General features: G+C 51.0%; 19 protein-coding genes and 1 riboswitch. Of the genes, 9 read left to right on the plus strand and 10 right to left on the minus strand.

Annotated elements, in window-relative coordinates:
* Positions 1–149 precede the first annotated feature (149 nt).
* A complete protein-coding gene (locus tag AC5JMP_RS00720) occupies positions 150–1,943 on the plus strand; it encodes a proprotein convertase P-domain-containing protein (protein ID WP_495849493.1) in 1,794 nt (597 codons plus the stop codon).
* Between the two features lie 26 nt (positions 1,944–1,969).
* Here AC5JMP_RS00720 and AC5JMP_RS00725 read toward each other — a convergent pair whose 3' ends face one another.
* From AC5JMP_RS00725 to recF, 3 genes are all read right to left on the minus strand, one after another.
* Positions 1,970–2,596, minus strand: a complete 627-nt coding sequence (locus AC5JMP_RS00725) for a precorrin-8X methylmutase (RefSeq protein WP_495849494.1) — start codon at positions 2,594–2,596, stop codon at positions 1,970–1,972.
* Between the two features lie 272 nt (positions 2,597–2,868).
* On the minus strand, positions 2,869–3,666 hold the full coding sequence (locus tag AC5JMP_RS00730) for a TPM domain-containing protein (protein ID WP_495849495.1): 798 nt from the start codon (positions 3,664–3,666) through the stop codon (positions 2,869–2,871).
* Positions 3,667–4,127: 461 nt separating this feature from the next.
* Positions 4,128–5,255: a DNA replication/repair protein RecF gene (gene recF, locus AC5JMP_RS00735; protein ID WP_495849496.1), complete on the minus strand. Its 1,128-nt coding sequence runs from the start codon at positions 5,253–5,255 to the stop codon at positions 4,128–4,130.
* Positions 5,256–5,390: 135 nt separating this feature from the next.
* On the opposite strand from recF, the gene AC5JMP_RS00740 reads away from it, so the two are divergent.
* Together AC5JMP_RS00740 and AC5JMP_RS00745 are read left to right on the plus strand one after the other, a co-directional pair.
* On the plus strand, positions 5,391–5,837 hold the full coding sequence (locus tag AC5JMP_RS00740) for a Pepco domain-containing protein (protein WP_495849497.1): 447 nt from the start codon (positions 5,391–5,393) through the stop codon (positions 5,835–5,837).
* Positions 5,838–5,843: 6 nt separating this feature from the next.
* Positions 5,844–7,928: an SUMF1/EgtB/PvdO family nonheme iron enzyme gene (locus tag AC5JMP_RS00745; RefSeq protein WP_495849498.1), complete on the plus strand. Its 2,085-nt coding sequence runs from the start codon at positions 5,844–5,846 to the stop codon at positions 7,926–7,928.
* A 490-nt stretch (positions 7,929–8,418) separates the two neighbouring features.
* On the opposite strand, the gene AC5JMP_RS00750 is transcribed toward AC5JMP_RS00745, so the two are convergent.
* The 3 genes from AC5JMP_RS00750 to AC5JMP_RS00760 form a co-directional block, all read right to left on the minus strand.
* Complete coding sequence (locus AC5JMP_RS00750; protein ID WP_495849499.1) at positions 8,419–9,423, minus strand: glycosyltransferase; 1,005 nt, start codon at positions 9,421–9,423, stop codon at positions 8,419–8,421.
* A 23-nt stretch (positions 9,424–9,446) separates the two neighbouring features.
* On the minus strand, positions 9,447–10,472 hold the full coding sequence (locus AC5JMP_RS00755) for a spore photoproduct lyase family protein (RefSeq protein ID WP_495849529.1): 1,026 nt from the start codon (positions 10,470–10,472) through the stop codon (positions 9,447–9,449).
* Between the two features lie 162 nt (positions 10,473–10,634).
* Entirely contained in the window at positions 10,635–11,459 is an 825-nt protein-coding gene (locus AC5JMP_RS00760; protein ID WP_495849500.1) for a pantothenate kinase, read from the minus strand.
* A gap of 154 nt (positions 11,460–11,613) precedes the next feature.
* Between AC5JMP_RS00760 and AC5JMP_RS00765 the strand changes: the two genes are divergently transcribed.
* Positions 11,614–13,674, plus strand: coding sequence for an amylo-alpha-1,6-glucosidase (locus AC5JMP_RS00765; protein ID WP_495849501.1), 2,061 nt, complete (start codon positions 11,614–11,616; stop codon positions 13,672–13,674).
* A 411-nt stretch (positions 13,675–14,085) separates the two neighbouring features.
* On the opposite strand, the gene ylqF is transcribed toward AC5JMP_RS00765, so the two are convergent.
* Positions 14,086–14,949: a ribosome biogenesis GTPase YlqF gene (gene ylqF / locus AC5JMP_RS00770; protein WP_495849502.1), complete on the minus strand. Its 864-nt coding sequence runs from the start codon at positions 14,947–14,949 to the stop codon at positions 14,086–14,088.
* Positions 14,950–15,173: 224 nt separating this feature from the next.
* Positions 15,174–15,638 (minus strand): hypothetical protein, encoded by a 465-nt coding sequence (locus AC5JMP_RS00775; RefSeq protein WP_495849503.1) that lies wholly within the window; start codon positions 15,636–15,638, stop codon positions 15,174–15,176.
* 478 nt (positions 15,639–16,116) lie between these two features.
* Between AC5JMP_RS00775 and AC5JMP_RS00780 the strand changes: the two genes are divergently transcribed.
* Together AC5JMP_RS00780 and AC5JMP_RS00785 are read left to right on the plus strand one after the other, a co-directional pair.
* Positions 16,117–16,371, plus strand: a complete 255-nt coding sequence (locus AC5JMP_RS00780; protein WP_495849504.1) for a hypothetical protein — start codon at positions 16,117–16,119, stop codon at positions 16,369–16,371.
* 340 nt (positions 16,372–16,711) lie between these two features.
* The gene (locus AC5JMP_RS00785) at positions 16,712–17,251 is read left to right on the plus strand and encodes a hypothetical protein (protein WP_495849505.1); all 540 of its coding nucleotides are present in this window, start codon (positions 16,712–16,714) and stop codon (positions 17,249–17,251) included.
* A gap of 291 nt (positions 17,252–17,542) precedes the next feature.
* Here the strand turns inward: AC5JMP_RS00785 and AC5JMP_RS00790 are convergent, their stop codons facing one another.
* Both AC5JMP_RS00790 and AC5JMP_RS00795 read right to left on the minus strand, forming a co-directional pair.
* Positions 17,543–18,904 carry an AAA-like domain-containing protein gene (locus AC5JMP_RS00790; protein ID WP_495849506.1) on the minus strand — a complete coding sequence of 454 codons (1,362 nt, stop codon included), beginning with the start codon at positions 18,902–18,904 and terminating at the stop codon, positions 17,543–17,545.
* A 928-nt stretch (positions 18,905–19,832) separates the two neighbouring features.
* Positions 19,833–20,582 carry an SIMPL domain-containing protein gene (locus tag AC5JMP_RS00795; protein WP_495849507.1) on the minus strand — a complete coding sequence of 250 codons (750 nt, stop codon included), beginning with the start codon at positions 20,580–20,582 and terminating at the stop codon, positions 19,833–19,835.
* A gap of 317 nt (positions 20,583–20,899) precedes the next feature.
* Positions 20,900–21,066: riboswitch (cyclic di-AMP (ydaO/yuaA leader) on the plus strand.
* A 134-nt stretch (positions 21,067–21,200) separates the two neighbouring features.
* On the opposite strand from AC5JMP_RS00795, the gene ntrB reads away from it, so the two are divergent.
* From ntrB to AC5JMP_RS00810, 3 genes are all read left to right on the plus strand, one after another.
* Positions 21,201–22,049, plus strand: coding sequence for a nitrate ABC transporter permease (gene ntrB, locus AC5JMP_RS00800; RefSeq protein WP_495849508.1), 849 nt, complete (start codon positions 21,201–21,203; stop codon positions 22,047–22,049).
* A 149-nt stretch (positions 22,050–22,198) separates the two neighbouring features.
* Positions 22,199–23,671 (plus strand): CmpA/NrtA family ABC transporter substrate-binding protein, encoded by a 1,473-nt coding sequence (locus tag AC5JMP_RS00805; RefSeq protein WP_495849530.1) that lies wholly within the window; start codon positions 22,199–22,201, stop codon positions 23,669–23,671.
* 37 nt (positions 23,672–23,708) lie between these two features.
* Positions 23,709–24,578, plus strand: coding sequence for an ABC transporter ATP-binding protein (locus AC5JMP_RS00810; protein WP_495849509.1), 870 nt, complete (start codon positions 23,709–23,711; stop codon positions 24,576–24,578).
* The last annotated feature ends 251 nt before the right edge of the window (positions 24,579–24,829 follow it).

The following is a 24,829-nucleotide window of genomic DNA, read 5'->3' on the forward strand; positions in this document are numbered from 1 at the left end:
TAACAAACAATTCTAACCTTGGGGTATATTACCATTGCACTCTTGATTAAAGTGAAATCTTTGTGAAAGATCGTGTTTCAAAGAGTCTGGAGCTGCTCAATCAATAAGGCGAAAATAAGGCGCAAAGTGTGCAGGACGTGCAGAATCGAATGACAGAAGGTAAAACGCTGGGCAAAACACCAGAAGGTCGAATACTTTGGCGAGGCGGAGAAGCTTTAGCGCTGCAAAAAATAGGCGATCGCTTCACAATTCAGCTTTCTAATTTTGCGGTTGGGCTGCTCTCTTGTCTGGCTCAAGAGCTGGCGACACACTCGATCGCGGTGAAATCCCTCAAGCTCATGCCTTTTGTCCAGTTGGCAGAACTTCAGGTGGAAGCCTCTCACCTGGAAGTCGCCATGCAGATTGCCCGATCGAATTCGGCGATCGCTTTTGCTAGCCATGTTTACCAAATGGAGAAAAGCTCAGATGCGCTGCTCTACTTGACCGATCAGATTACTCTTCAGTTTGCAGAAGAGGTTAGCGCCGATCGCATGGGCAAGATTGCTGCCGCTATGGGGCTACAGGTGCTTAAGCTTGTCCCAGGCGTGGTTAAAGGCTTTGTATTTCAGGTAATGCCCCAGGCTCAGGCAAATCCTCTGAAGCTGACTGAACGGCTCCTGCAAGATCCAGAATTAGGTTTGGCAGTTTGGTTGGCTGAGCCGAATATTGTGACCGCCATGCGATCGTTTCAGCGCTCCGGTCATTTGGACGAGCGATCCGCTAGAGAAAATTTGCCGATTGATCTAGAGGCAGTCTGGCAGATCACGCAGGGCGATCGCTCAACTGTGATCGCGATTATGGATGAGGCAACCGCCCTTAGCCCTGCTGAGTTCAGTAATCCTGCTGAATTGGGCGGTGGCAAGATTGTTGCACCTTTCCGGCTGCGTCAGTCTCTGCCGCATTTGTCTCGATTGCTTACGCCAGCTGCTAAGAAAAAAGTTGTCACTAAAAAAAGTCGTCTAGAAATCGCGCCCAAGTGTGCGCTGATGCCGATCGAAATGGATGGATTTTTGGACGATCAGTCGGTTGAAGAAATGTTTGAGTGGGCAGCACAGCAGGGAGCAGATATCATCTCTTGCGATTGGAGGGCAGCAGACTACTTTCCGCTGTCTTTGCGTCAGCGGATAGCGATCGCCAGGGCTGCCACCCAAGGGAGACAAGGCAAAGGATGCGTGATTGTCTTCTCTACTGGCACTCCAGCCAAGGACACCCTATCTGAGGCAAGTTGGCTTAACGGCTTTGCGGTTCATCCGGACGTAATGGCTATAGCTACCGATATCAAGCCGATCGTTGCCGAAGTTGCCGCCCTCATGCTGTCGGTCAATCCCGATTTAACGGCAGAGGAGGTCAAGCAAATTTTGCAAGAAACTGCTGCTGCTCCCGCTTTGGGCACTCAGTCTAGCTCGTCCAAATGTGGAGAGTGGGATGCCCTCAGTGCGTTACAGATGGCTCAGAAACAGGTGAGACGATCGCTCGTTGCTCAGTGGATTGAGCTACAGAACTCACAGCCGATCGAGATTCCAGATGCACAGGTCGCTCAGGCTCAGGCAACTCAGGCTCAGGCAACTCAGGCTCAGGGCGCGGTTAGCACTATTCCAGTGGAAGGCGATCGCTCAGCGCCAGACTCGGTACTAGAGATTGAGGTTAGCCTGAGTTTGGAACACAGTTTTGCTAGCGATCTGCATATTTATCTAACTGCGCCCAATGGCGAGACGGTCTTGCTGCAAAATCGCAGTTTAGGAAGGGTAGGTAGTCTCACAAAAACCTATTCTCTGGAGACAACGCCATTGCTTAGAAAGCTGCTTTACCAGTCTGCAAAGGGTAAGTGGCAGCTTCAGGTGAGCGATCGCGTGCCGTCCGATACAGGACGGTTAATGAGTTGGACGCTGAGGTTGGGCGTTTAGTCAAGCGCTCGTCGCTTCGACAAGACTTATAAACCGCTTGCCTCTTGACCATAGGCTTGCCACGCCAGATCCGCTAAACCATTGACGATCGCCGCCGCTACAACGGCACTGCCCTTGCGTCCCTCAATCCGAATATGAGGAATTTGAGAGTCTTTAAGTCGCTCTACCGCCACATCGACCCCTACAAAGCCAGCAGGGGTACCAATCACCAGAGCAGGTTTAATTTCATCAGCTTCAATCAGCTCTACTAGAGCTATCAGCGCTGTCTGAGCCTGACCGACCACAAAAATGCCCTCAGGATAGCGCCGAGCTAACGTCTCCATGCCCCAAGCTACACGGGTTTTGTCTCGCTGGGGGCGGGTCAGCGCCTCCATGCTGCAATAGACTGGGTTAGCAAACGTGCTTTGAATCGTCGGCGCAATGCCTACCTGAACCATCGGCACATCGACTACGATCGTGCTGCGAGCGGCTAATGCCGCTGCCCCTGCTTGTAGAGCCTGGTCTGAAAAACAAATCAGGGATTTGTACTCAAAGTCAGCCGTTGCGTAAACAGCGCGACGCACAATCTCATATTCAGAGGGTGAGAAGGTGTGGTCGCCAATTTCGCTGTCAATAATCCTCAAACTCTGAGCGTCTGTTACATGCCACTCCATGACCACCCCAACTGAATACCCCAAGTACTTGAATGCTACTGGACATCATAGCTTTCCTAGAGCATCGGATAGTAATATCTAGTTTCAGGGCAGTAGTTCTCATTATTTTTGTATCGGAATCTTTATATCGGGGAGTTCGCGCCCGCAGAGTGCGAACTCCCCCCAAAGCCCGAAAAAGCCCGCCTGCGGCGGGCTTTTTCGGGCTTTGGGGCAAAAGAAGAATTGCTGGTTTCAGGGTGGCTAAATTTTAAAACGCCTGAGATTTAGAATTCCTAAGTTTCAGAGGTTGGCTTAGAACTCAGCATAGGCGATAGGTAAGCAACGATCGCCCCTAGCGCAAAGCCTGCAAAGTTGCGTGCCAGAGGCAACCAGTCCGAAGTGCGAGTAACCACAGGTCCTACGCCAAAAGCAATGAACAGGATGCCCCACAGCGGCGAAAAAATCAGCGCCCACTGCCACGAAAAGCCTTTGCCGTCCCGTGGCTGAGCTGCAAACCCAAACACCAAGCCGCCGATCGCCGAAGTGATCAAGGTTAAAATCCACTGCTCTCTAGGTAGACCTGGCACAACGAGGCAGCCGCCCCGACGTAGGCAGGTTTTCAGCGAACCAAGCGTGTCAATAATTGAGGCATCTTCGCCATTGTCACGGACGTAAAACTGGTTGCCGTATCGAGTTTGTAGCTCAATCCAGAAGGTGCGGGGCAGCAGCTCATAGAGGGCGTCGCCAACGCTGAAGCTGAGCAAATTACCGCCCCTAGGGTCTGCAACCAGCAGCACACTCCGATCATCCAATCCCCAGAAATCTTTAACGGCTCGACCGGGAGTGCGATCGAATTGCGTCAAAACCCTAAGCTTCCAGCCTGTCTCTGCCTCAAACTCGTCTAAGTCAGCGTCTAGCTTTTCTTGTTGCAAGGAGGATAAAGAATCTGCTAGGTCGATAATGTTAGTGCGGGTTTGCGGCAACAGATCGGGGTTGTCGTACGCGTAGGCAGGGGCGATCGCCCAGGTCATCAATATCAGCCAAAAAGCAGCACAGAATCCAAAATTTTTTCTTAGAGAAGCTTGCGACATTAGAAACATTAAGGGAGGCTTAGCAATATAGAAAAACAAAAATTGCGAGAAAAATAAAGATTGATGCCTAATTGTTTACATTTATTAACTCTAGTATTCATAATACTACGGAGATTACCCTAATCCCGTCAATCCAAATCTGAACTTTGCTGAATCTAAGATTAATCCTCTGAAGCATAGACCTCCAGATCTGATACCAATTTAAGACCCAAACAGGGCAGATAATTTAAAGTGGTATGAGAGGTCATCCGGGGCATGAAGCACTACGGATGTCCCCGCCCTAACCGCCTTGGCGGTTTCCATATCGGTTAAATGCCTGACACTTAAAGACATTGAGAGTCTGCCTACAATTCAGGCTCCGTCAAAAATGGTTCTAATTCAGAACGGATAAAGTCGAGCTAAGGCGGTGCTGAAGCTAAGAACTCTGACCTGCAAGCAGTCCAGGACAGGAGGTACTTACGTCAGGCTAAGATCTGCCCCGACTGAACTGTGAGAATTTGCGAGGACTTGAGCCACTGGGCATCGAAAGAGCCGAGATGTGTTGTGGTGATTAACGTTTGAAACCGATCTTGAATCGTTTCCAGCAGCTTGTTTTGACGATTTAAATCTAGTTCTGCCAACACGTCATCTAGCAGCAGCAGCGGCGGCTCTCCCACAATCGCCTCAATCAATTTTAGTTCAGCCAGCTTTAGCGCCAGCACCAGCGTTCGCTGCTGTCCTTGAGAGCCATACTGCCGCGCTGGGGTCTTGTTAATCGTAAACTCCACCTCGTCTCGATGGGGCCCGACCAGCGTTGTGCCCTGCTGCTGCTCAGCGATCGCCCGTATCTGCAATTTATCCAAAAACGCCTGCTGCAATAGCACTGGGTCATCTTGCTCAAGCTGCACGTTGGGCACATATCGAACTTCTAGATGCTCTCTGCTGCCGCTAATTGCCTGATGCCAATGCTGCGCTAGGGGAGCCAGCCGCTCCAAAATTCTGGCTCGTCGCCGAATGACTCGACAGCCGATCGCCGCCAGCTGCGCATCCCAGAGAGCAAGCTGAGTCGAATCCGGGGGATTGGCTTCTGCTCCGCGCGGCGATCGCTGCTGCTTCAGCAAGGCGTTTCGCTGCCGCAAGACCATGTTGTACTGCTGCAAAATATAGGCATAAACAGGCTCTAGCTGAGTGAGCAAAGTATCCAGCCAGTTGCGCCGTTCGCTGGGGCTGCCCCGCACCAGGTCGAGATCCAGGCTGGAGAACTGCACGGCATTCATGATGCCCAGAAAATCGAGCTGCCGTTTTAGCGCCTCCCCGTTCAGGCTGACCGTGCGCCGACTGTTGCTGCGTAGGGTAATCGCCAGATCGATCGTTCCAGAATCGCGCTCTAGCACCGCCATAATTTGTCCGGCTTGAGTGCTGTCCAGAACTAGCTCCCGATCGCGTAAGGCTCGATGCGATCGCAGGGTTGCCAATAGCTCGACTGCCTCTAGCAAATTCGACTTTCCCTGAGCATTTTCCCCCACCAAAATGGTTTTAGGGGCAGCAAACTCCACCTGCTGCTCGCGGTAGTTGCGAAAGTGTCTGAGGTGGAGGGTTTTCAGGTACATGGAGAAGGGAGGCGCGGGGAACAAACATCAGAGAGCGGGTGAAAGCTAAGTTACCAAAGATCCCTACCAATTACCAATCGAAAGTCTTGTTCTCAGAGAAAATAGAAGAGATTCCCAGGGTCGTGAGGCAGAGTGATGGTGGATGAATCTACGGTTTGGATTGTGACGGAAGTGGAGGTTACAGAAACGACTGAAACCACGGAAGTTCAGCGGGGTGGACGGGGCAGCGAGGACACGGGCGGGGGCTTTGGGCAACGGGTTAAGGAGCGTGTCACGACTCTGGTGAGAAAGCCCGTTGCGGTGCCCAAGGAAGTCTTGAAGCGGCAGATGAAGGGTTTGCTGCAAGTGGTGACGGAGCTGTTTAATCAGAGTCAGGTTGATCCGGATCAGGTTGAGCTGGATCAGGCTAATCCAGCTCAGGCGAGTCTGGCGAATCCTCCGGGCATGGTGCTGGATGAAGTGGAGCTATCGATCGAGGTGAATGGAGAAGGACAGATTAGTATTGTGGGAAATAGCGCCAAGACAGGACAGAAGGGCGCCATTAAATTGAAGTTTAAGCGCGTTTCACCGACGGATGGGTAAAGACGGGTGGGTAAAAATTGGGCAATCACGATCGGCATTAACGGCTATCGCAATCTGCAACGGCTGAGCTATGCCCAGCGCGATGCGGAAGCAATGCGGGATTATTTCCGTAACGAAGTTCAGTTTGAGCAGGTTTATCATTTTTCGGATGATTCGCCTCCCATTGCTCAAGACTACGGTGAGGATATTGACTCTACGCCCACCTACACGACCTTGAGCCGATTTTTGCACGTCCGGTTTGAGCAGCCTTTTTTGAAAGCTGGGGATAATCTCTGGTTCTTTTTTGCGGGGCATGGGGTGCGCGATGAAGGGCGAGATTATTTGATGCCGATCGATGCTTATTTGCAGGATATTCAACGTTCTGCCCTTTCGCTGTATTACATTACGGAACGTCTGCGGCGCTGTGGTGCTGACAATGTGGTGATGTTGCTAGATGCTTGCCGTAGCGAGGGCAGACGGGATGGCTTGGGTATTGGCACAGAAGTCCTTGGCACAGAAATTCAGCAGGGCGTGATTACGCTGTTTTCATGCAGTCCGCGTCAGGTGTCCTATGAAATTGATCAGCTTCAGCAGGGGGCGTTTACCCACACGTTGCTGGAGGCGCTGCGGATTCAGGGGGAGGGCAACTGCGCCACGGTGGAGCGGCTTTATCAGCGGTTGCGCGATCGCCTCCCCCAGATCAATCAGCATTTCGACAAACCTGTGCAAGTTCCCTATGCAGTGGTGGAACCTGCCAGCAAGTATCATCTAATTTTGCTGCCCCGCTTTGCCACGTTGCGAGATGCCGAAACTTTGAAGCTGGATGCTTTTCGGGCTGAAGGGACTGGAGATTTTGAGCTGGCTGAGGGTTTTTGGATTCGAGTGCTGATGGTTTCTCCAGCCGATCAAGATGCGCTGGATGGCATTCGGAGAATCGATCGCCTCAGACACAACCCAGCGCCGCCGACTCCGCCGACTCGACCATTTGGGGGTGCGCGATCGGTTTCGTCTGGTCGATTCTTTCTTCTAATCTCAAGGCTTTTCTCTGTGCCGCGTGTCTCTACGCTAAGACTGAGCTTACCTTTAAGCAGACGGCGATTGCTTCAAATTGCTAGCTTTAGCGGAGCAGGGTTGGGAACAGCCTTTCTAGGTCAGGCATTATTTCGCCCTACTTTAGAGTCTCAAACGGCGAAGCCATTGCCTTCTACTTCTTCAGCTTCTACGAATCTAAAATTAGAGCCTTTTGAGTTTGCGATGGTTACGGTGGATGCCATAGGGCAACAAAATAAGCCAGAGCAAAAGCAAGCTCAGGTTTTCAAGGAAGATTTGGGTAGCGGAGTAGTGCTAGATATGATGATGATTCCTAATGGAACATTCCAGATGGGATCGCCTGAAACAGAGCTGGAAAGGCTTGGGCGTGAGAGACCACAGCACTCAGTTGCCATTCAGTCGTTTTTGATGGGTAAATTTCAGGTGACACAAGCTCAGTGGAAAGCGTTTGCTGGTTTGCCTAAAGTCAAGCTTGACCTCAAACCTGATCCATCTACCTTCAAAGGAAGCGATCGACCTGTAGAAAATATTTCCTGGGATGACGCCGTGGAGTTTTGCGATCGCCTTTCCAAAAAAACAGGACGACAATATCGTTTGCCATCGGAAGCAGAGTGGGAATATGCCTGTCGCGCGGAAACAAAAACACCATTTCATTTTGGCGAAACGGTTACCACAGATCTAGCAAACTATCGCGGTAGAGATTGGAAATCGCAGGGCAAAACTGATGCGGGTAATTATAGTCAGGGAACAAAAGGAGTCTTCCGTGAAGCAACCACTTCAGTAGGTAGCTTCAAAGTCGCCAATGCTTTTGGGCTGTACGATATGCATGGCAATGTTTGGGAATGGTGTGCCGATCACTGGCATGAAAATTATCAAGGGGCACCGACTGATGGTAAAGCGTGGCTGAGTGAAAAGAACAATCAATTTCGACTGATACGCGGCGGCTCTTGGTTCAACAATCCGAGGGATTGTCGTTCTGCATATCGAAACTACTTCAACCCCGATGTCCGGCTCATCAATATCGGTTTTCGAGTTGTCTGCGTCCTCTCCAGGACTCTGTAGCCTTTTGCTCTCTTGTTTTGCCTTTTGCACTTTTTTCTCTAGCCCTGCCTTTGCACGCAAAGAGCGATCGAAATTCTCATACTAATTGAGTTGAGGGGCGATCGCGCTTGATGCTCCGAGTATCAGGCTTTAATGGGAAACGATCGGGCTTTGGGGATGAGAGAAGTTGAGAAATCAAGAACTCCGCCGCAAGCGGACGGAGTATGAACAGCCAACTTTTCTTGCTAATGACTTACGCCGCAAGCGGCGGGGAATCTACCCGTGGAGATTGAAAGATGGATCTGTCGCAGTTGACAGTTTGCTAGCCCCCTAAATCCCCCAAATCTGGGGGACTTTGAAGGGTTCGGAAGTCCCCCAGAATTGGGGGATTTGGGGGGCTTCCGTACCTCAATTCAGCAGCAGCAATTCGCCCTGACACAGAAAGTATCAGACTTGAGACTCAGAACATCCTGTCTAATGCTTAGGACATAGTATTTGATACTCATAATACTTATCCCATTAGTTTCTTCTTGAGCTTACCCAGAATTCTTTGGGTGTTGAGCTGGAGTAATCTAGCCGAGGTTAAAGGCGCAATATTGGAGGGATGGTTTTGTTTGTGATCAAAGAAGTCATTCATGTCCTTCAGAATCGCCCCTAGTTTCTCCACGATCGCCTCCCCCCGATATTCCTCAAAGAAACTCTCTGGCGGCACATGAGACGGTTTCTCTAACGCCTTGAGAATGCGCTGAATATCATATTCTTTGGAGTAACAGGCAATCTTTTGGGCGTTGAAACCTGGATCAAGATAGTCCGACAGTCCGCCGTTGACGCTGGAAAACACCTGACAGCCACAGGCGATCGCCTCCATCGGCTGAAGCCCAAACCCTTCGCTGACTCCCTGCTGCGCCCAATATTCTGCCGAATCGTAAAGGTAAACCTTGGCGCGATTAAATAGCCCCGGCAAATCCTCAACGTAGGACTGTACCACTTCTACCCGACAGCGCGATCGCAAAGCCGGAACTAGCTCTTGTAATAGGTATTCGGACGACTTGCGGGCTTGCAGCAACACATCAATATCGCGATCGCCGTTGAGGTTACTAAACTCATCAGAAATCTGGTTTGGCAGATAGTAAATCGGCGAGTGCGGCGCTTTCTGTCCCCAGTAACCCAGCGTATTACGGCTGACGGTCATGATAGGAACTTGAGCAGGCAGAGTAAAGCCATAACCTGCGCTATGGGCGTGATAGATAAGATTTTGCGATCGCAGTCTAGCGGCTAACTTCGGAATATCAAATCCCCAGCTCATGACAAAAATAGCGTCCTGCAAATGAGATCGCAATGAATCATCTTGCAGCACGTCATCCAGAAACAGCGTGTCTTTTTCGCGCTGACGATAGGTTACCACCTCGGCGGTGCAAATCTGCTGAGCCAGCGCCAGCACCTTTAGCTCTGCCCACAGCCCACCACAGGCAAATCGATCGCCTGTACCCGGAACTAAAAAGTAGAGTTTTCGCATGGTTACTGAGTCCAATACAAAACTTAAGTCCAGTACAAAACTTTAGCCTGGGGAAAGTGCGTTTGAATCTGCTGCTCAAAAAATTTCCGCAGCGTCTTCATCGTATCGCCATCATAAACATACTTCATGCCCCCAAACTTATTGCGCTTAATGATGCGATTCGACTCATCCATGTCTAGCTTGCTGTTGGGATACCAGGCTTGCAGCACGTTCTTCGATCCGGGCGTAAAGCGATGGGAAATCAGCTCAAACGTCAGATCGCACTCAAAATCGATCGCCTCGCGGATCTGGCTGAACAGAGAGCCGTAATGCATTTGCCAATCCTCGATCGGCATAATTGGCGCAATCACCAAACCCACCGGATAGCCGCCGCCGCCCTGCTCACGGGGAAGCGCCAGCCTGCGCAATGCCTGAAGCCGATCTGCAACCGCAGCCGTGCCGCCCTCTAGGCGATCGCTAATCGGAGCAGCGTTGACGCTCATGCGACAGCGCGTGTGATTGCTGTGGGGCAAATCTAGCAGATCCTCTACGTCGTCAAATTTAGAAACCCAGCGCAAACGCCCCTGTTCGCGGGTGCCAAAGTAGCGAATGCACTCTGCCAAACTGCCCGTCAAATGCTCAATGCCCAGCGGATCGGTGTAGCAGCTCACCTCAAAGCTGGTGGGGCTAGGAGCCTCGTAAGCCGCCAAATTCTGCAAAATTTCGGGCAAGTTGGCAAACGCCCGAATCACGGGGGGGCCTTGAAGACTGCCCGCAAGGTAGCAATATTGGCAGTGGGCAGGGCATCCTTCAGCCAAGTGAAACTGCCAATCCGCAGAGGGAGGAATCGGGCTGAGTTTGAAGCTGCTGGGCGGGGCGGTGACGATCGCTAGAGTCCGTTTGGCGATTCCATAGGTTTCTCGCTCGGTTTCTCCCCGCAGTCCGGTGAGTCGATTGCGTGGCAGTTCTTCTACGGGCAGGTTTAAAGACTGGACGCGAGACAGAATTTTTTGCCCCCAAGGTTCTTCGAGCGCGGCAGGGGTGAAGAGAACGCGATCGGGTAGCCACAGGCTGGTTTTATGCCCTAGTGAAGAAGAGGGCTTGACTTCAACGGAAGAAAAGGGGCGATCGATTGAATTCAGCAAAGTGGCGCTACATAACGGTTCTCCTCTAATTCTTACACTCTTTCCCAGGCTGCAAAACCCTCCTAGAGAGCGGATGTTGCGCCCTTATTAGTAGGGCTTTCTGACGGCCTGAATGCCCCAAAAGATTAAATTAGCCTCAAGTTTGACCTCAGCCACCAGGTGAGGAAAACGCTGTTGCAGCAAGTTGAACAGCAGCAGCCGATCGCCGCCCGTAATGGCGATCGTGCTTCCTGGAAACTGCCGGAGCCAGTCGGCAATAAAGTCTTGCAGTCCTGCCAGCAGCGTATACAAAATGCCGCTTTGAATCGCTTCAGAAGTGCCCACTGCCCAACGCGACGGCAGGGTAATCAGATCTTGCGTTTGCAATGACGGCAAAACGGTATGTTCGTGCAGCGATCGCATCTGAAGCTGAAGCCCCGGCAAGATGGCGCCACCCACTAGCCGCGCCGCGCCATCTGCCCCTGTTAAGGTCAGCGCTGTCCCGGCATCAATCACCAGCATCGGCGCACCCAAAGTCTGCGTAGCGCCCCATAGAGCTAGAGCGCGATCGACTCCTAAAGTGGGGTAAAGTCCGGCGATCGGAATGTGCCCCAGCTCAATCCTGTGAGCATTGGGGTAGGTATGCCAAAGCTCGGTTTGGGACGGCACCACTGAGGCAAACCATAGTGGCAAGTGGGGGGGCGGCAGGTTGGCTTCTGGTGGTAAGGCTTCTGGCAGCAAAGCGAGCGTTTTGAAATCGAGCTGATGGTGAATTAGAGCAGCGATCGCCTCTCCGTCTAGATGCGGCATATCCCAGGCGCTTTTCAGCCGAGTCCCGTCGAACCAGACCCAATGCAGCCGAGAGCTGCCCACCATCAGCCCTAGCCATGCATCAGACCCTAGCCATGCATCAGATAGACGCTGAGCCGCCATACTTTAAACGTCATCTTAGATAAACGTTATATCAGGATTCTTAATCATAGTCTCATGATTAGCATACGGTTCACAGTCGATACTTTGGAAGGGTGAATCTGAGCTTTGAGCAAGCATTCTTCACCCTCTCACCCTCTCACTCCCCCACTGCGGTATGACCCTGGCATTTGGACGCGAAATTTGTGGCAATCTCCAGACGGCGGCGGCGCGAGAATGGCTCGTCACTAACGGCATTGGCGGCTATGCCTCTGGAACGGTTGCCGGAAACCTAACTCGGCGCTATCACGGCTTGCTGATTGCGGCTTTGAACCCGCCTCTAGGGCGATCGCTCATGCTCACCAAGCTAGAGGAGGTTTTGCATTCTGGTAGTCAGGTCTATCCTTTGAACACCGATCGCTGGATAGATGGCAGCGTCGAGCCTCAGGGCTACCGCTACATCGAGCATTTCAGCCTAAAGGGCACAGTACCCACCTGGCGATTTGCCTGTGGCGATGGGCTTCTAGAAAAGCGAGTCTGGATGCAGCAGGGAGCCAATACAACCTACGTTCAGTACAGGCTGCAACGTGCCAGTCAGCCTGTGGCGCTGCTAGTCAAAGCGTTCGTCAACTACCGCGATCATCATGGCAACGTGCGCAGCCTGGGCTGGCAAATGGCAGTCGATCGCCTAGAGCGAGGAGTTTGTGTCACGGCTTTTCCCGGAGCCGCGCCGCTGTATTTGCTGAGCGATCGCGCCGAAGTCATTACGCTGCACAACTGGTACTACGGCTTTGACCTGGCAATGGAGCGATATCGGGGCTTAAACGATCGAGAAGACCACCTGCATGCGGCAACCTTTCACCTGACGCTGTATCCGGGTGAGACGGTGACACTGGTTGCCAGTACGGAGGCAGCACCCGACTTGCAAGGAGCGATCGCCCTAAAACTTCGCCAAACCCACGAACAGCGATTGCTCAATCTCTGGCGTACCGAGCGTCCGATGGCAATTCGAGACATTCCCGCCTGGATGAACCAATTGGTGCTGGCTGCCGATCAGTTCATCGTCAACCGGACGGTACCCGTTGCTGAGCCAGAAGTTGCTGGCTCAGAAGTTGCTGGCTCAGAAGTTGTTAAGCCAGAAGTTGCTAAGCCGGAAGCCGCCCTGCTCAACGGCAAAACCATCATTGCAGGCTATCCCTGGTTTAGCGATTGGGGTCGAGACACCATGATCAGCCTGCCCGGTCTGACGCTGGCTACGGGGCGATCGGAGGTGGCAAGACTGATTCTCCGCACCTTTGCCCAATACGTTGATCACGGTATGCTGCCCAATCGCTTTCCTGATGCGGCAGAAGTGCCAGAATATAACACGGTGGATGCCACACTCTGGTATTTCGAGGCAACCCGGCAGTATTATCAAGCGACTCAAGATGATGATTTGCTGATAGAGCTGTACCCCGTCCTTGCCGAAATTATTCACTGGCACTGTCGCGGCACTCGGTTTAATATTCACCTTGATCCCGTAGATGGGCTGCTTTATGCAGGTGAGGCAGGTATCCAGTTGACCTGGATGGATGCCAAGGTAGGCGACTGGGTTGTGACTCCGCGCACGGGCAAGCCGATCGAGGTGAATGCGCTCTGGTATAACGCCTTACGAACGATGGCAAAATTTGCGCGGCAGTTGGGCAAGCCTTACCAGGAATATGACGCAATCGGCGATCGCACTTTGGCTCGCTTCGTGCGCTTCTGGAATGACGATTTGGGCTACTGTTACGACGTGCTGGACAGCCCTACAGGAGATGATGCGGCACTGCGACCAAACCAAATTTTTGCCGTGTCTTTACCCGAAAGTCCCCTGACCCCTGCTCAGCAAAAAGGCGTAGTGGAAGTCTGTGGGCGATCGCTCCTCACTTCCTACGGTCTGCGCTCTTTGGCTCCCGACCATCCGCAGTATCAGGGGCACTATGGCGGCGGTCAGCGGCAGCGAGATGGAGCCTATCATCAGGGCACGGTTTGGGGCTGGCTGCTGGGATCTTATGCGATCGCCCACTTCCGCGTTTACCAGGACGCTGCTCAGGCACGACAGTTTTTGGAGCCTATGGCAGATCACCTTTGCAATCACGGCATCGGCAGCCTCAGCGAAATTTTTGATGGCGATCCGCCGTTTACCCCCCGTGGCTGCATTGCTCAAGCCTGGACGGTTGCCGAAGTGCTACGCGCCTGGATGGCGATCGGGCAATAGCTTATATCTTGCGCTACAAGAAAAACCCGATCACACAGAGCAGACCAAGTGAGATGCCCGACGATACCGTCAGCTAACAACTGATAGGTAGATGAGCGAACTTGAAAATTAATGACTACTTTTTTGTGGCTGCGCCAAAGTTGCCGTCGGTTGCGAGCTTTGCGTAGAATCAAGTTCAGCAACTACTGAAGTTCCCTAGCCAGATTGCCCTGAGAACCCAACTGAAAAACAGGATTTTTGACGAGAGTGAAAGCCTGCATGAAAATACTCCTTAATCGTAAACGTTCATGGGCGAACGAAGATTGATGTGTGAACGAGGTTGATAAGCGGGGGTACCCAGTAGGGTACTTTATTCAAGCATAAATCTAGTCAGGCGTAGATATTTGGGAGTAGATCTAGCCAGGAGTAGATCTACCCTGGCGGTAGATCTAGCGCGATCGCCCCCAAAAGTCCCTTGCGAAAATCATTGAGGATCTGGACTGATGTTCGCTCTTTGTTTCCTTGATAGCGCTGTTCTGCTAAAGTTTCCAGAAAGCTTTCTCCAGTAATGGTTGCTGGATCAAGACCGTAGCGCGATCGCAAAGGCGCTTCAAACGCCACCTCTGGAGCTTGGGCTTGCAGCAGCTTGAGGCGATCGATGAAAGCCGCCGCCACTCGCTGATTGTCATAAGCCGCTTCGCCAATATCATCACAAATGGCGAGTTGCAAAGCCGCCTCCTGATCCTCCATTCGGGATGGCAATACACCCGGCGCATCCAGCAGCTCAAGCTGATCCGAGATTCTTACCCAGCGCAGCTGCCGGGTAATGCCGGGACGACGGGCGCTGTTCACCACCTTGCGCTTGAGCAACCGATTAATCAATGCGGATTTGCCCACATTGGGGAAGCCAATCACCACCGCTCGCACGGGGCGAGGCAGCATGTCTCGTTCGCGCCTTCTGCGATTCATGCGATCGCCCGTATCCTTGGTTGCCTGCAATAGCACAGAGATGCCCTGTCCCTGATTGGCGTTGGTGAAATAGGGCTGCACTCCCTGCGATCGAAACCACTCTGTCCAAGCTTGCTGGATTTGCAACGGAATCATGTCCACTCGGTTCAGCACCAGCACATGCTCTTTATTGCCAATCCAGGTTGCCACCTGGGGATGACGCGAAGACAGCGGAATTCGGGCATCGCGCACTTCCAAAACCACATCAACTTTCTTAAGCTGCTCGACAAGCGATCGCTCCGCTTTGGCAATGTGACCGGGATACCACTGAATTGGAGGGGAAGTCATTCTAATTAAAATCTCTCTGGTTGCAGCAACCGCCAAGGCGGTTAGGACGGGGACATCAATGTCCTAAGCAAACTGGTGACAGCTATAAAATATTTCTAGTTAACGCGATATGCAACTCAGTGTGAAAGTCTTGCAAGATGGGTATCTTGCCCGTCCGAATCTGGGCAAGCATCTTGCCTGCCCCACCTAGATCAAGAGCTTTAGAAAAAGAGTCGCACATCGCGTTAGTTAAAATCTCTATATTGATGGATTAAAGCAGTAGAAAACCTAGAAGCCTGTTCATGCGCTTCTGCATATTCTTTGCCCCCCAGCATCACATCACCATAGTATTCGTAGGGCGTTGTTCCATAAATGGGTAACGGATCATCTTCAGGATAGTCTTCCTGGGCTTCTTCAACCCGTGCTTTGAGCTGTTTCACCGTGATCCGCTGAGCCGGAAAGTAGTGAAGAGTTGCCGCCGTGCCGTCCAGATAGGGCAGCGTGGGGTCAACGATGCGATCGCCCATTTCTAGCCAGGCATGTTCTAAAGGACTGGAGGGTTTGCCAGCATTAACCAGAAATCCCTGGACATAGCCAACGCCTTCGGTGGTAATTGCGGCTTGATAAGCGTTTTCAAAAGGCGATTTTGTCTTGCCCTTAATGCGTTCAGCGATCTCTTTGGAAAGTATTTCATCTAGTAATAGGCTCATAATTGTAGGCTGAATAATAGTAGGTCTCTCTCTATATTGTCTCTGCTGTATAGTCTCTTTGCTGTACGGTCTCAGTAGATCGCAAAGTCTTCCTATTTTCCTAAAAGCTGGATTTCAAAGGCGCTCCGCGCCTTTGAAATCTAGCTTTTAGGGTTTCGTGGCGCGCGGAGCGCGCTACGAAACCCTAAATTGCGATGGACTGAGTCTCTTTGCTGAATAGCCTCTTCGCATCATGCCGGGACTTTACTTAGTTAGGACTTACGCATTTTTGTTGTGTGTGGTGGGCTGCGCCCGCCACACACAACAAAAATGCACTACAGCTAGAGGGCTTGCGTAAGTCCTACTTAGTCTATAGTAGACCTTTTGCAGATTAGGATTTTTAGATTGAATTGGGTGAGGCTACGCTTCCGTCCAATCCAATTTGCAAGAGGTTTAGTGTTTATCCAAGTTACAGAATTTGGCAGGGGAGCAGGGGCAGATGAAAGCGGCAAGGGCGATCGTTTACTTAAGGAGTTCTACCGAAGCGGAGATGATAACCGTTGAATTTAGATGCTGGGAACAGCTCTATGCGTCAATTCAATGGATTCAGTGTACCAACCCAGATAAAAGAGCAGGACTAGAAGGAGTGATTGATCCCATTTCTCATGATTTCCCTATCTTTGAATGGCAAATACCCCCTCGCGATCATTTGATGACTCCAGTGGCTAAGCCCAAACCTTTAATCATTCAATAGCCGCCCAACGTGCAGCAGACCTCACAAAACCCTGGGATTGGCGGAAGCGATCGCTCAACACAGGTCAAGAGGTAGGGGTGTTCAGGTAAGGATTTTTTGTTGCGTGGGCAAAGCCCACGCAACAAAAAATCCTTACCCCTCAAGGACTATCGGTCAAGATAGGTATCAAACCGAGCTTAGGACTGAACTTCTGCCGAGCCACAGTCTGGCTAGATATCGCTTAAGGACAGGCTTAGATATCGGGTAGGCGCGATCGTGATTCAAATTGCGATTGAATTGTATCCATTTTATGGACTCGCGAGTAGAATTGATATGTGAACATATCGTTGGTGACATAAACATGGCTGTAGCAACTGGCAGACGACCTAAAGCAATTAGTGTTTCAAAACAGGCGGTAGATCAAGCAGGCGCTCTATTGGGTCAACTGCCAGAAAAGCCCAAGGAAAACTTGTCTCTTCGAGATGCCATCGACCAGCTTCAAGAGGAGATCAAAGAAGCGTTGTCTAAGGGTTATACCTACATTGATGTGGCGGGTTTGTTGGCGAACAAAGACATTTTGATCAGCCCCGCGACCCTAAAGCGCTATGTTTCTATGGGGCGTGGTAGAGCGGCTCAGGCGCGCAAGGATGCAGCCGTCAAAACTCCTCGTCGTCGCAAGAATGCTGCTCTGACAGAGATGGGTTCAGATGCTCCAGCAGACTCTTCGGCAGATTCAGACTCAGGTCAGCGTAAGCGTCGTGGTGCCAAGGTTGTTGAGACACCCGTGGAAGAGGCTCCCAAGGCTGAGACGAAGCCAACAACAGGGCGGCGGCGCAGTGCGGCAAAACCTTCCACCTCAACTTCAACGTCCGGCAGAGGACGCAAGAAGTCAGGAACATAGTCTGTTTGGCAGTACTGAATCTGGGGATGATTTTTTTTGCAGGGGGGTACTCCGCGCCCCTTGCAAGAAGATTTTGCCTAAAAACAGCAAGGCCGTCTGCTCTTTGACATTCTTGCAGGAACATCTCTAGAGACTCGCTTACTAAAATTGCTGGAATTTTCACATATGAAAATTCCAGCAATTTTAGTAGCTTTGAACGCTTCGTCATCATTCTGCTTCTTGTCTTACTCCTGTTCACTAGCATCAGAGGCGAAAGCGATCGCTTTCATAGTCTTCATGCAGTTTCAGGCTTCATGCGTTAACAACGGCGGACATTCTTAGCGCCCTCTCAAAATACTGCCGATAGAGCGTACAGCTAATAGTGCCCTGGAAATCAAAGACTCGAATTAGCCCCATGCTCTGTAACCTGAAGGCAATCAACGGATCAAGATCGATCGGTTCCGAGGACTGCGTCATTACCTTCAGCACTGCCAGCAGCTCTGGGTAAAGCTGGAGTTGGGCAAACTGTTGCCGAAGATAAGCGCCAAAAATTCCGTTTGATGCGATTCCTTGGTGCTGTAGTTGCTCCAGAGAAATTTCCTGGGTGCTCATGTGATAGAGCGCTGTCTGCGTTAGGTAAGGATTCCCTCCCAGTAGCTCCATGAGCTGCTCGACACATTCGGTCTGCTCTAGCCCATATCTCTGTGTTAAATCCAGCACTTGCTCGCGGGTAAAAGCCGATAACTCAACCGACAAACCTACGTTGAAAGGAGATTGATTGAGATCAGATAATGAATGAATTTCGGTAGAGTAAACGACCATTAGCCGCAACTGCTGCCAAGCATTGCTGGTGCTGTTGCCATAACGCGCTTTTTCATACCAGGCGCGCAGCATTCCAAAGAAATCGCTAGCAATGTCTGGATAGTGAAATAGAATATCAACTCCATCTAGGGCTAACACCAGCGGCGCATTCATCTCAGGGAGTAAGCAGCTCTCAAAGTAGCGCGTGCAGTTGTAGCTGCTGCCGAAGATGGTATCCCAATGATCATCAACCTGATGTGGAAGCTGAAGGCTTTGGGTGATTACTGCACAGAACCAGCGCAGAAACCGATCGAGGTTAGACAAGACGGCTGCATCAGCAAGATGTAGGCTCAAGACGGTACCAGAAAGCTGCTTGTCTTGTGCCCAGGCAAGGGTTCGAGTCATTAGCGAAGTTTTGCCAAACTGTTGAGGCGCTCTAATTCGAATTAAAGCGCCGGGCTGCATGATTTCTTCACAGACTAATTGCTCAACGGGAGGGCGATCGATATATAGGCTTGAGTCTAGCGATAGCTGTCCTTGCAGCGGCTTGCGGAGAAGACTTTGGGCGATCGTGTCGGGATCAAGGCTGATGTAATCATTCGGATTAAGGCTAAGGTTAAGCGCATTAAAATAAAGCTCTAGCGTCTGGCGATCGACTGCAAGGCGCTTACGCCGCACCTTCGTGATTGTATTGGGACTCAGGTCAGTTAGTTCTCCCAACTGCTCTAGCGTGTGGGGCTTGCCTGCATTGCTTTGCTCTGCCAGACGTTGTTCAGCAGCCTGAAGCCGCTGCCAGCCTCTAGAGCTAAGGATAACGCCTCGTTTGCGCCGCTGTGATTGCAATTGCTGAACCACCTGTAATTGTTGAATCATGAGATTTTAAAGTTAGATTAGCTCAAGTAGTGCCTGTCGCAGACGCGAGCTATGGCAGCAAGCGGCAAGTCATTAAAACTGAAGAACTGAAAAGTTACTGAATCTCCTGCACAGAATCAGCAGATTACAGGATGAATAAATTAGTGTAAGGAGTCGATGTATAAAATTTCCCGTGCAAGGGAACTAGGCTTTTTGTAGCTTTGTGTCATAGAACTATGACTGGAAACTAATACGAAACTTCAAAAAAACTTAGCTTCTAGAATGTACCTTGGCTGTGCAAAAGTCATGATCCTGATTGGTTCTAAAGCTTCCTCAGGTTAAGGTTCTGCAACTTAAACTAGATTGCCATTGATGTGTGTTATCTTGCCTTCTGACGTCACCTGAATTAGTTTGTCTTAACTTGTGTCTGTTTACGAGTACGGATTACAAAATTAGAATTTCATATGCTCACTTTAATACTGAGCTGCGCAAGTTATGAAACCGCCAAATGGCTGAATTTGTTCTGCACTGCCACTTCCGCGCTACTCACAGAGTTTGCTTTAAATTCGATCGGCGATTTAATTGCTGCTTAGTCAGAAGTTTTGAGCGAGTTAAGCCGCTTAATGAACCATCGCTTTGATAGTTCTCCTCGTTACTCAGATTGTGGATAGTCCTAAGGGGTAAGAATTTTTTGTTGCGTCGGCAAAGCCGACGCAACAAAAAATTCTTATCTAAATACCGCTACCAGATTATGAATTAGATTGTTATGGGGCGATTGATCTGCCTTCCTCATACTTCCTCATACTTCCTCATACTGCCTTACTCTCTACTCCACCCAGCGATCGCCAATTATGCGAAAGAGTGAACCCTTGAGACTTCGTTTGGCTGCTTGAAGACCCAAGAGTTTTGGAAGGTTATGGCTCTAATTTCCACCCTAAGATACAGATAATTACTCCATTCCGAACTTCACTGATACCACTGCTGTAATGTCTTTGTCGATCGATGAAGTGTCATAAATCCCCGAATCGCTGACATCTGTTGAGTTACGAGACGTGATTTGAAACACCCCCGTTTCAGCACTGCGCACTGCTCCCACCCGATTCCCCGTGCTTTGAGCGATCGCTTCTGCTCTAGCCTTAGCATCCTTAGTCGCTTCAGCCACCATCTCGATCCGCACTTTTCCCAACTGCGTGTACAGATATTGCGGCGGCTCGGAAGTTAGGGAGATACCCTCGTTAATCAAGTCAGTTGCTTGTTGAGAAAGCTGAGTAATGCGATCGACCTCACTAGAGCGAACTTCCAACCGCTGACTCAGGCGATAGGCGATCGTTTGTCCTGTCTCCCGTCCGTTAGCAGCAACCTCTGGAATCGCATAGGTTTCGATCGCGTTCAGCGTGATTGCATCATCGGGCACCTGCTGAGCTTTCAGGTAACTTTGCACGCGCTCCGTCTGACGCTTTAGCTCTTGGTAAGCTGCCTGAGCTGTGGACTGTTGGCTAGAGACAGAGGCTCGCCAAACCACATAATCCGATCGAATCGGGCGTTTGGCAGATCCTGTGACCATTAGCGCATCGTTAGATTGTTTAAAATTACGGATGGCGTTGGCTGCCATAAAGGAGCTGACGACCAGAGCAAGGGATAGGGCAGTTAATCCGGCAAAGAGTTGCGGGAAGCGATCGCGGGAAGGTGAATCTTGCATATTTTGGGTGATATAAATCTTGTGCGAAATTGCGAAATAAAAACTCGCCTATAACTTTTGTGTCATAGGCTGGTTTCTAGAGCTGGTTGTGTGGCAGCGACAGCTCTAGAAGCTTGATGAGCTGTTGTGTGAACAGATTTGCGAAGCGGTGATGCAAACCCTACTCAGGCGTTCTGTGAGTCGGAGTAATGACTACCGTTTCAAGGTCAGCTATTCCTGACGCGATCCCCTGATTTTCGAGGGCTATTTTGAGGCATTTGTTGGCATCGAAAAGGATTGACGATTCTCAGGAAGGGGTGATAGCCTGATTAGAACCCATAGTCAGTCAGCCTAATCTGTTGTTTCGTCAGCAATGATGACGAAATAAAGAGCGGAGGAACCAAATCTTGGGGCGAATTTTCCAAAAGGCAAATGCCTTCTGGAGGAAGGGCACCTCTCAGCCCTAGCCCGTCAGCTAACTCCGTCGGCATTGAGGGGAGACTGAAGAATCAGCTTTTTGTTGCTCGATTGCCTTCAGTGTCCTCGGGTCTGGTTAAGAGCGATTTCTGCCACATCTCCCATCTAGGGTTTTGTGGAGCTCTGTTTATGTACCTGCCTCGCCTACTCAGGAGGAATTGAATGCTGCAATTTAATACTATGGCGATCGCCATAGCGGCTCAGGCTGCATGGCGTAAGTCTATTCGCCCGACTTTGTTTCAGGACGTTGTTTTACTGCCGCTCTTGGGGATTTTGGGAGTCCTTTTGCTATGGTGGTTTGTCGCTGCGTTTGTGTCTGAGCTGTTGCCTACGCCGCTGGAGGCGCTGCTAGCGAACCTCGACTACATCACCCATCCTTTCTATCGACGTGGCCCTGGAGACTTGGGCATTGGCTGGCTGCTGCTGGCAAGCTTGCGGCGCGTGTTCCTAGGATTTTTGCTGGGATCTCTGGTGGCAATTCCAGTCGGTTTTTTGATAGGTATGTCGCGCAAAGCTCTGCTGGCAATCAATCCGCTAATTCAGATTTTTCGACCTGTCTCTCCGGTTGCCTGGTTGCCGATCGCCCTAGCAATTTTTAATCTGGCGAATCCTTCAGCTATTTTTGTCATCTTCATTACCTCGCTCTGGCCCACCATCATCAACACAGCTCTGGGAGTGTCCAGCGTATCCCAAGACTATCTAGATGTGGCGCGGGTACTGGAAATGTCGCGCTGGCGGCAGATTACCAAAATTATTTTGCCAGCAAGCTTGCCCTATATTTTCACGGGGTTACGGATTAGCTTGGGCATCGCATGGCTGGTGATTGTTGCCGTAGAAATGCTGACGGGCGGCATTGGGATTGGCTTCTTTGTCTGGGACGAGTGGAGCCGCCTGAACCTAAACTCGGTCTTTCTGGCAATTCTGGTCATTGGCAGTACGGGTCTGGTGCTGGACTATCTTCTGGGGCGGCTACAGGTTCTGGTAACGCATCGATCGCCCTCGTCTACATAATTCTGTAGCCACTCGATTCTCCAAACTTTACAGCAATTTTCAATTGCATAAACCACAGTTATTTTTGTAGAAGCCTCGCGGAGCGAGGCTTCTACAAAAATAACCCATACTTAACCAAGCGCAAAGCGCTGTAAACCCATAAGAACTAAATAAGTCGAGTTTCTATGCATAACCTGAGCCGACGATCGCTTCTCTATGGCTTGGGCGGATTTGCTGCAACCAGCGCCCTCGCAGCTTGTAGTCTGCCGTCTGGGACATCTGGTGGAGTCATCACCCAAGCCGATATTGATCCCGTGGTCGATGCCAAAAGCCTGGAAAAGCCCAATCTAAACATTGGTTTTGTGCCTGTTAATGATTGTGCGCCGTTTGCGATCGCCTACGAAAAAGGTCTGTTTCGCAAGTATGGACTCAACGTTACCCTTAGCCGCGAGGCAAGCTGGGCAACATCGCGAGATGGCGTGATTTTTGGTCGGCTGGATGCATCTCCAGTCGTATCGGGAGCCGTAACCAACGCCCGCATTGGCGCAGAGGGCGCACGCCATGCGCCCCTCTGTGCAGGCATGACCATCCATCGGCACGGCAACGCCATGACCATGAGCAAAGCCATGTGGGAGGCGGGATTGCGCCCCTTGCATGAGTACAATGGCGACATGGATAGCTTTGGGCGAGACTTCCGCCGCTATTTTGAAAGCCTGCCGCCAGAGCGTCGGGTCTGGGCGGTAGTGCTTAGCTCCTCGATCTATGAATACTTTGTCCGCTACCTGTCTGCTGCAGTGGGGGTGGATGTACTGACCGAGTTTCGCATCATTATCGTGCCGCCGCCGCAGATGGTCGTCAATATGCGCATCGGCAATATGCAGGGCTACATGGTGGCTGAACCCTGGAACACCCGCGCGATTCAGGGCAATGAGGGGGTAGGGTTCACCTTCGCGCAAGGACGAGAAATCTGGCGCGGACATCCCGATCGCGTTTTAGCCGTACAGGAGTCGTTTATTAATGAGAATCCCAAAACCTATCGATCGCTGATCAAGACCATGATTGAAGCCTGTCAATATTGCAGCCAGCCAGAAAATCGAGAGGAAGTTGCCAAATTGATTACGGCGCGATCGTTCACTGGAGCAAAACCGCGCCAGTGCGTGGCTCCAACGGTGATTAATCCGAGTGATGTCAGCAAGCTGCCCGAATGCGTCAGCAAGTTTACGGCACCAGGAATTGTGGGCAACTACAACTACGGCGGGTTTGACGGCAAAAAAAGAATGGTGGAAGCTGCTGAAACCACAATGTTCTACGATTTGCCACCCGACCTAGCCGCAGTTTCCGGCAACCACTCCACCTTTTTGTGGCAGTCTCAGGCGATTTGGCTCATGACTCAGGCAGCCCGCTGGGGACAGATTTCAGAGTTTCCTAAGGATGCTGAGGAAAAGGCTAAAGTCGCCTGGAGAACCGATCTGTACCGCGAGATCGCCAATGAAATGGGGATTCAGTGTCCAGCCAGTGATTACAGAGTAGAACCTGCGGAGATGTTTATCGATCGCAAAGCCTTCGATCCCAGCGATCCGGTGCGTTACCTCAACAGCTTCGAGATTCGCGCTAATCGATCCATTCCCATTTACATGACTTAATTTTTCGGCGGTGCTAATTTCACATTCAAATTAAGCAATGCCAATTTCTCTACAGGAGGCAATCACGGTGAAATCTAATCTGCATTATGCGACAGGCGATCGCCCCTCTCGCTCAGGTTCTGAGGAGTTTTTGGCAATCGAGAATTTGACCAAAACCTACAAAGCAGGCGATGGGAGCAAATCTACGATTCTGGACGGAATTAATTTGACCATTCGAGAAAATCAGTTTGTGGCAGTCATCGGTCACTCTGGCTGCGGCAAATCGACACTGCTGAAAATTGTGGCGGGTCTGGAGAAAGCTTCTTCGGGATCGGTGCGGTTACAGGGCAAAGAAATTCGTAAGCCCGGAGCCGATCGCATGATGGTGTTCCAGCAATATTCGCTGCTGCCTTGGCTGACGGTGCGGGAGAATATCCGCTTGGCGGTAGATGAAGTATTGGTACATTTGTCGCCTGCCGAAAAAAAGCAGTTGGTCAACGAACATCTGGCGATGGTGAACCTGACGGCAGCCGCAAACAAGTATCCTGACGAGCTTTCTGGCGGCATGAAGCAGCGGGTGGGCATTGCTAGAGCGATCGCCATTCGTCCGATTTTACTGCTGATGGATGAACCGTTTGGGGCCTTGGATGCCCTGACGCGGGGCAAGCTTCAGCGGCAGGTGCTAGATATTTGGGAGAGCCAGCGACAGGCGGTGATGATGGTGACTCATGATGTAGATGAGGCACTATACATGGCTGACCAGATTGTGCTGATGACCAACGGGCCAGCCGCCCGAATTGGCGAAATTCTAGAGGTGCCGTTTGCTCACCCTCGCAATATTCAAGAAATTCGTGAGCTGCCGCAATACTATGAGTTGCGTAACCATGCGCTCAGCTTTCTCGATCGCCATTTCTCTCAAGACGATTAGAGTAGGGTTCTGGTATTCATTACATCTTGAGCACTACCCTCTTAGTCATCACTTTAATTGACTTTTTCCCTCTAGAATGCTTAACAGAGGAATGATCTTTTTTGGGAGAGTCGTGCGCAGCGCCCCTCTCCCAAAAAAGATCATTCCAGAGATCAGCGATTTTCAAAACTCCTCCTGCGACTCATGCTCCAGCCCGCCTCAACAGTAGCGGAGGCAACACCCTTAGAATCCTACTGGGTGACAGCTCTAGC

Source organism: Drouetiella sp., assembly GCF_059504425.1.

Bases quoted from the DNA above. Each gene is read 5' to 3' on its own strand.
- AC5JMP_RS00810 (WP_495849509.1), top strand. From the start codon at position 23,709: ATGCCAATTTCTCTACAGGAGGCAATCACGGTGAAATCTAATCTGCAT.
- AC5JMP_RS00730 (WP_495849495.1), bottom strand. From the start codon at position 3,666: ATGTCGCAAGCTTCTCTAAGAAAAAATTTTGGATTCTGTGCTGCTTTT.
- AC5JMP_RS00775 (WP_495849503.1), bottom strand. From the start codon at position 15,638: ATGAGCCTATTACTAGATGAAATACTTTCCAAAGAGATCGCTGAACGC.
- AC5JMP_RS00760 (WP_495849500.1), bottom strand. From the start codon at position 11,459: ATGGCGGCTCAGCGTCTATCTGATGCATGGCTAGGGTCTGATGCATGG.
- AC5JMP_RS00795 (WP_495849507.1), bottom strand. From the start codon at position 20,582: ATGCAAGATTCACCTTCCCGCGATCGCTTCCCGCAACTCTTTGCCGGA.
- AC5JMP_RS00750 (WP_495849499.1), bottom strand. From the start codon at position 9,423: ATGCGAAAACTCTACTTTTTAGTTCCGGGTACAGGCGATCGATTTGCC.
- AC5JMP_RS00790 (WP_495849506.1), bottom strand. From the start codon at position 18,904: ATGATTCAACAATTACAGGTGGTTCAGCAATTGCAATCACAGCGGCGC.
- recF (WP_495849496.1), bottom strand. From the start codon at position 5,255: ATGTACCTGAAAACCCTCCACCTCAGACACTTTCGCAACTACCGCGAG.
- ntrB (WP_495849508.1), top strand. From the start codon at position 21,201: ATGCTGCAATTTAATACTATGGCGATCGCCATAGCGGCTCAGGCTGCA.
- AC5JMP_RS00725 (WP_495849494.1), bottom strand. From the start codon at position 2,596: ATGGAGTGGCATGTAACAGACGCTCAGAGTTTGAGGATTATTGACAGC.
- AC5JMP_RS00780 (WP_495849504.1), top strand. From the start codon at position 16,117: ATGAAAGCGGCAAGGGCGATCGTTTACTTAAGGAGTTCTACCGAAGCG.
- AC5JMP_RS00785 (WP_495849505.1), top strand. From the start codon at position 16,712: ATGGCTGTAGCAACTGGCAGACGACCTAAAGCAATTAGTGTTTCAAAA.
- AC5JMP_RS00720 (WP_495849493.1), top strand. From the start codon at position 150: ATGACAGAAGGTAAAACGCTGGGCAAAACACCAGAAGGTCGAATACTT.
- ylqF (WP_495849502.1), bottom strand. From the start codon at position 14,949: ATGACTTCCCCTCCAATTCAGTGGTATCCCGGTCACATTGCCAAAGCG.
- AC5JMP_RS00740 (WP_495849497.1), top strand. From the start codon at position 5,391: ATGGTGGATGAATCTACGGTTTGGATTGTGACGGAAGTGGAGGTTACA.
- AC5JMP_RS00765 (WP_495849501.1), top strand. From the start codon at position 11,614: ATGACCCTGGCATTTGGACGCGAAATTTGTGGCAATCTCCAGACGGCG.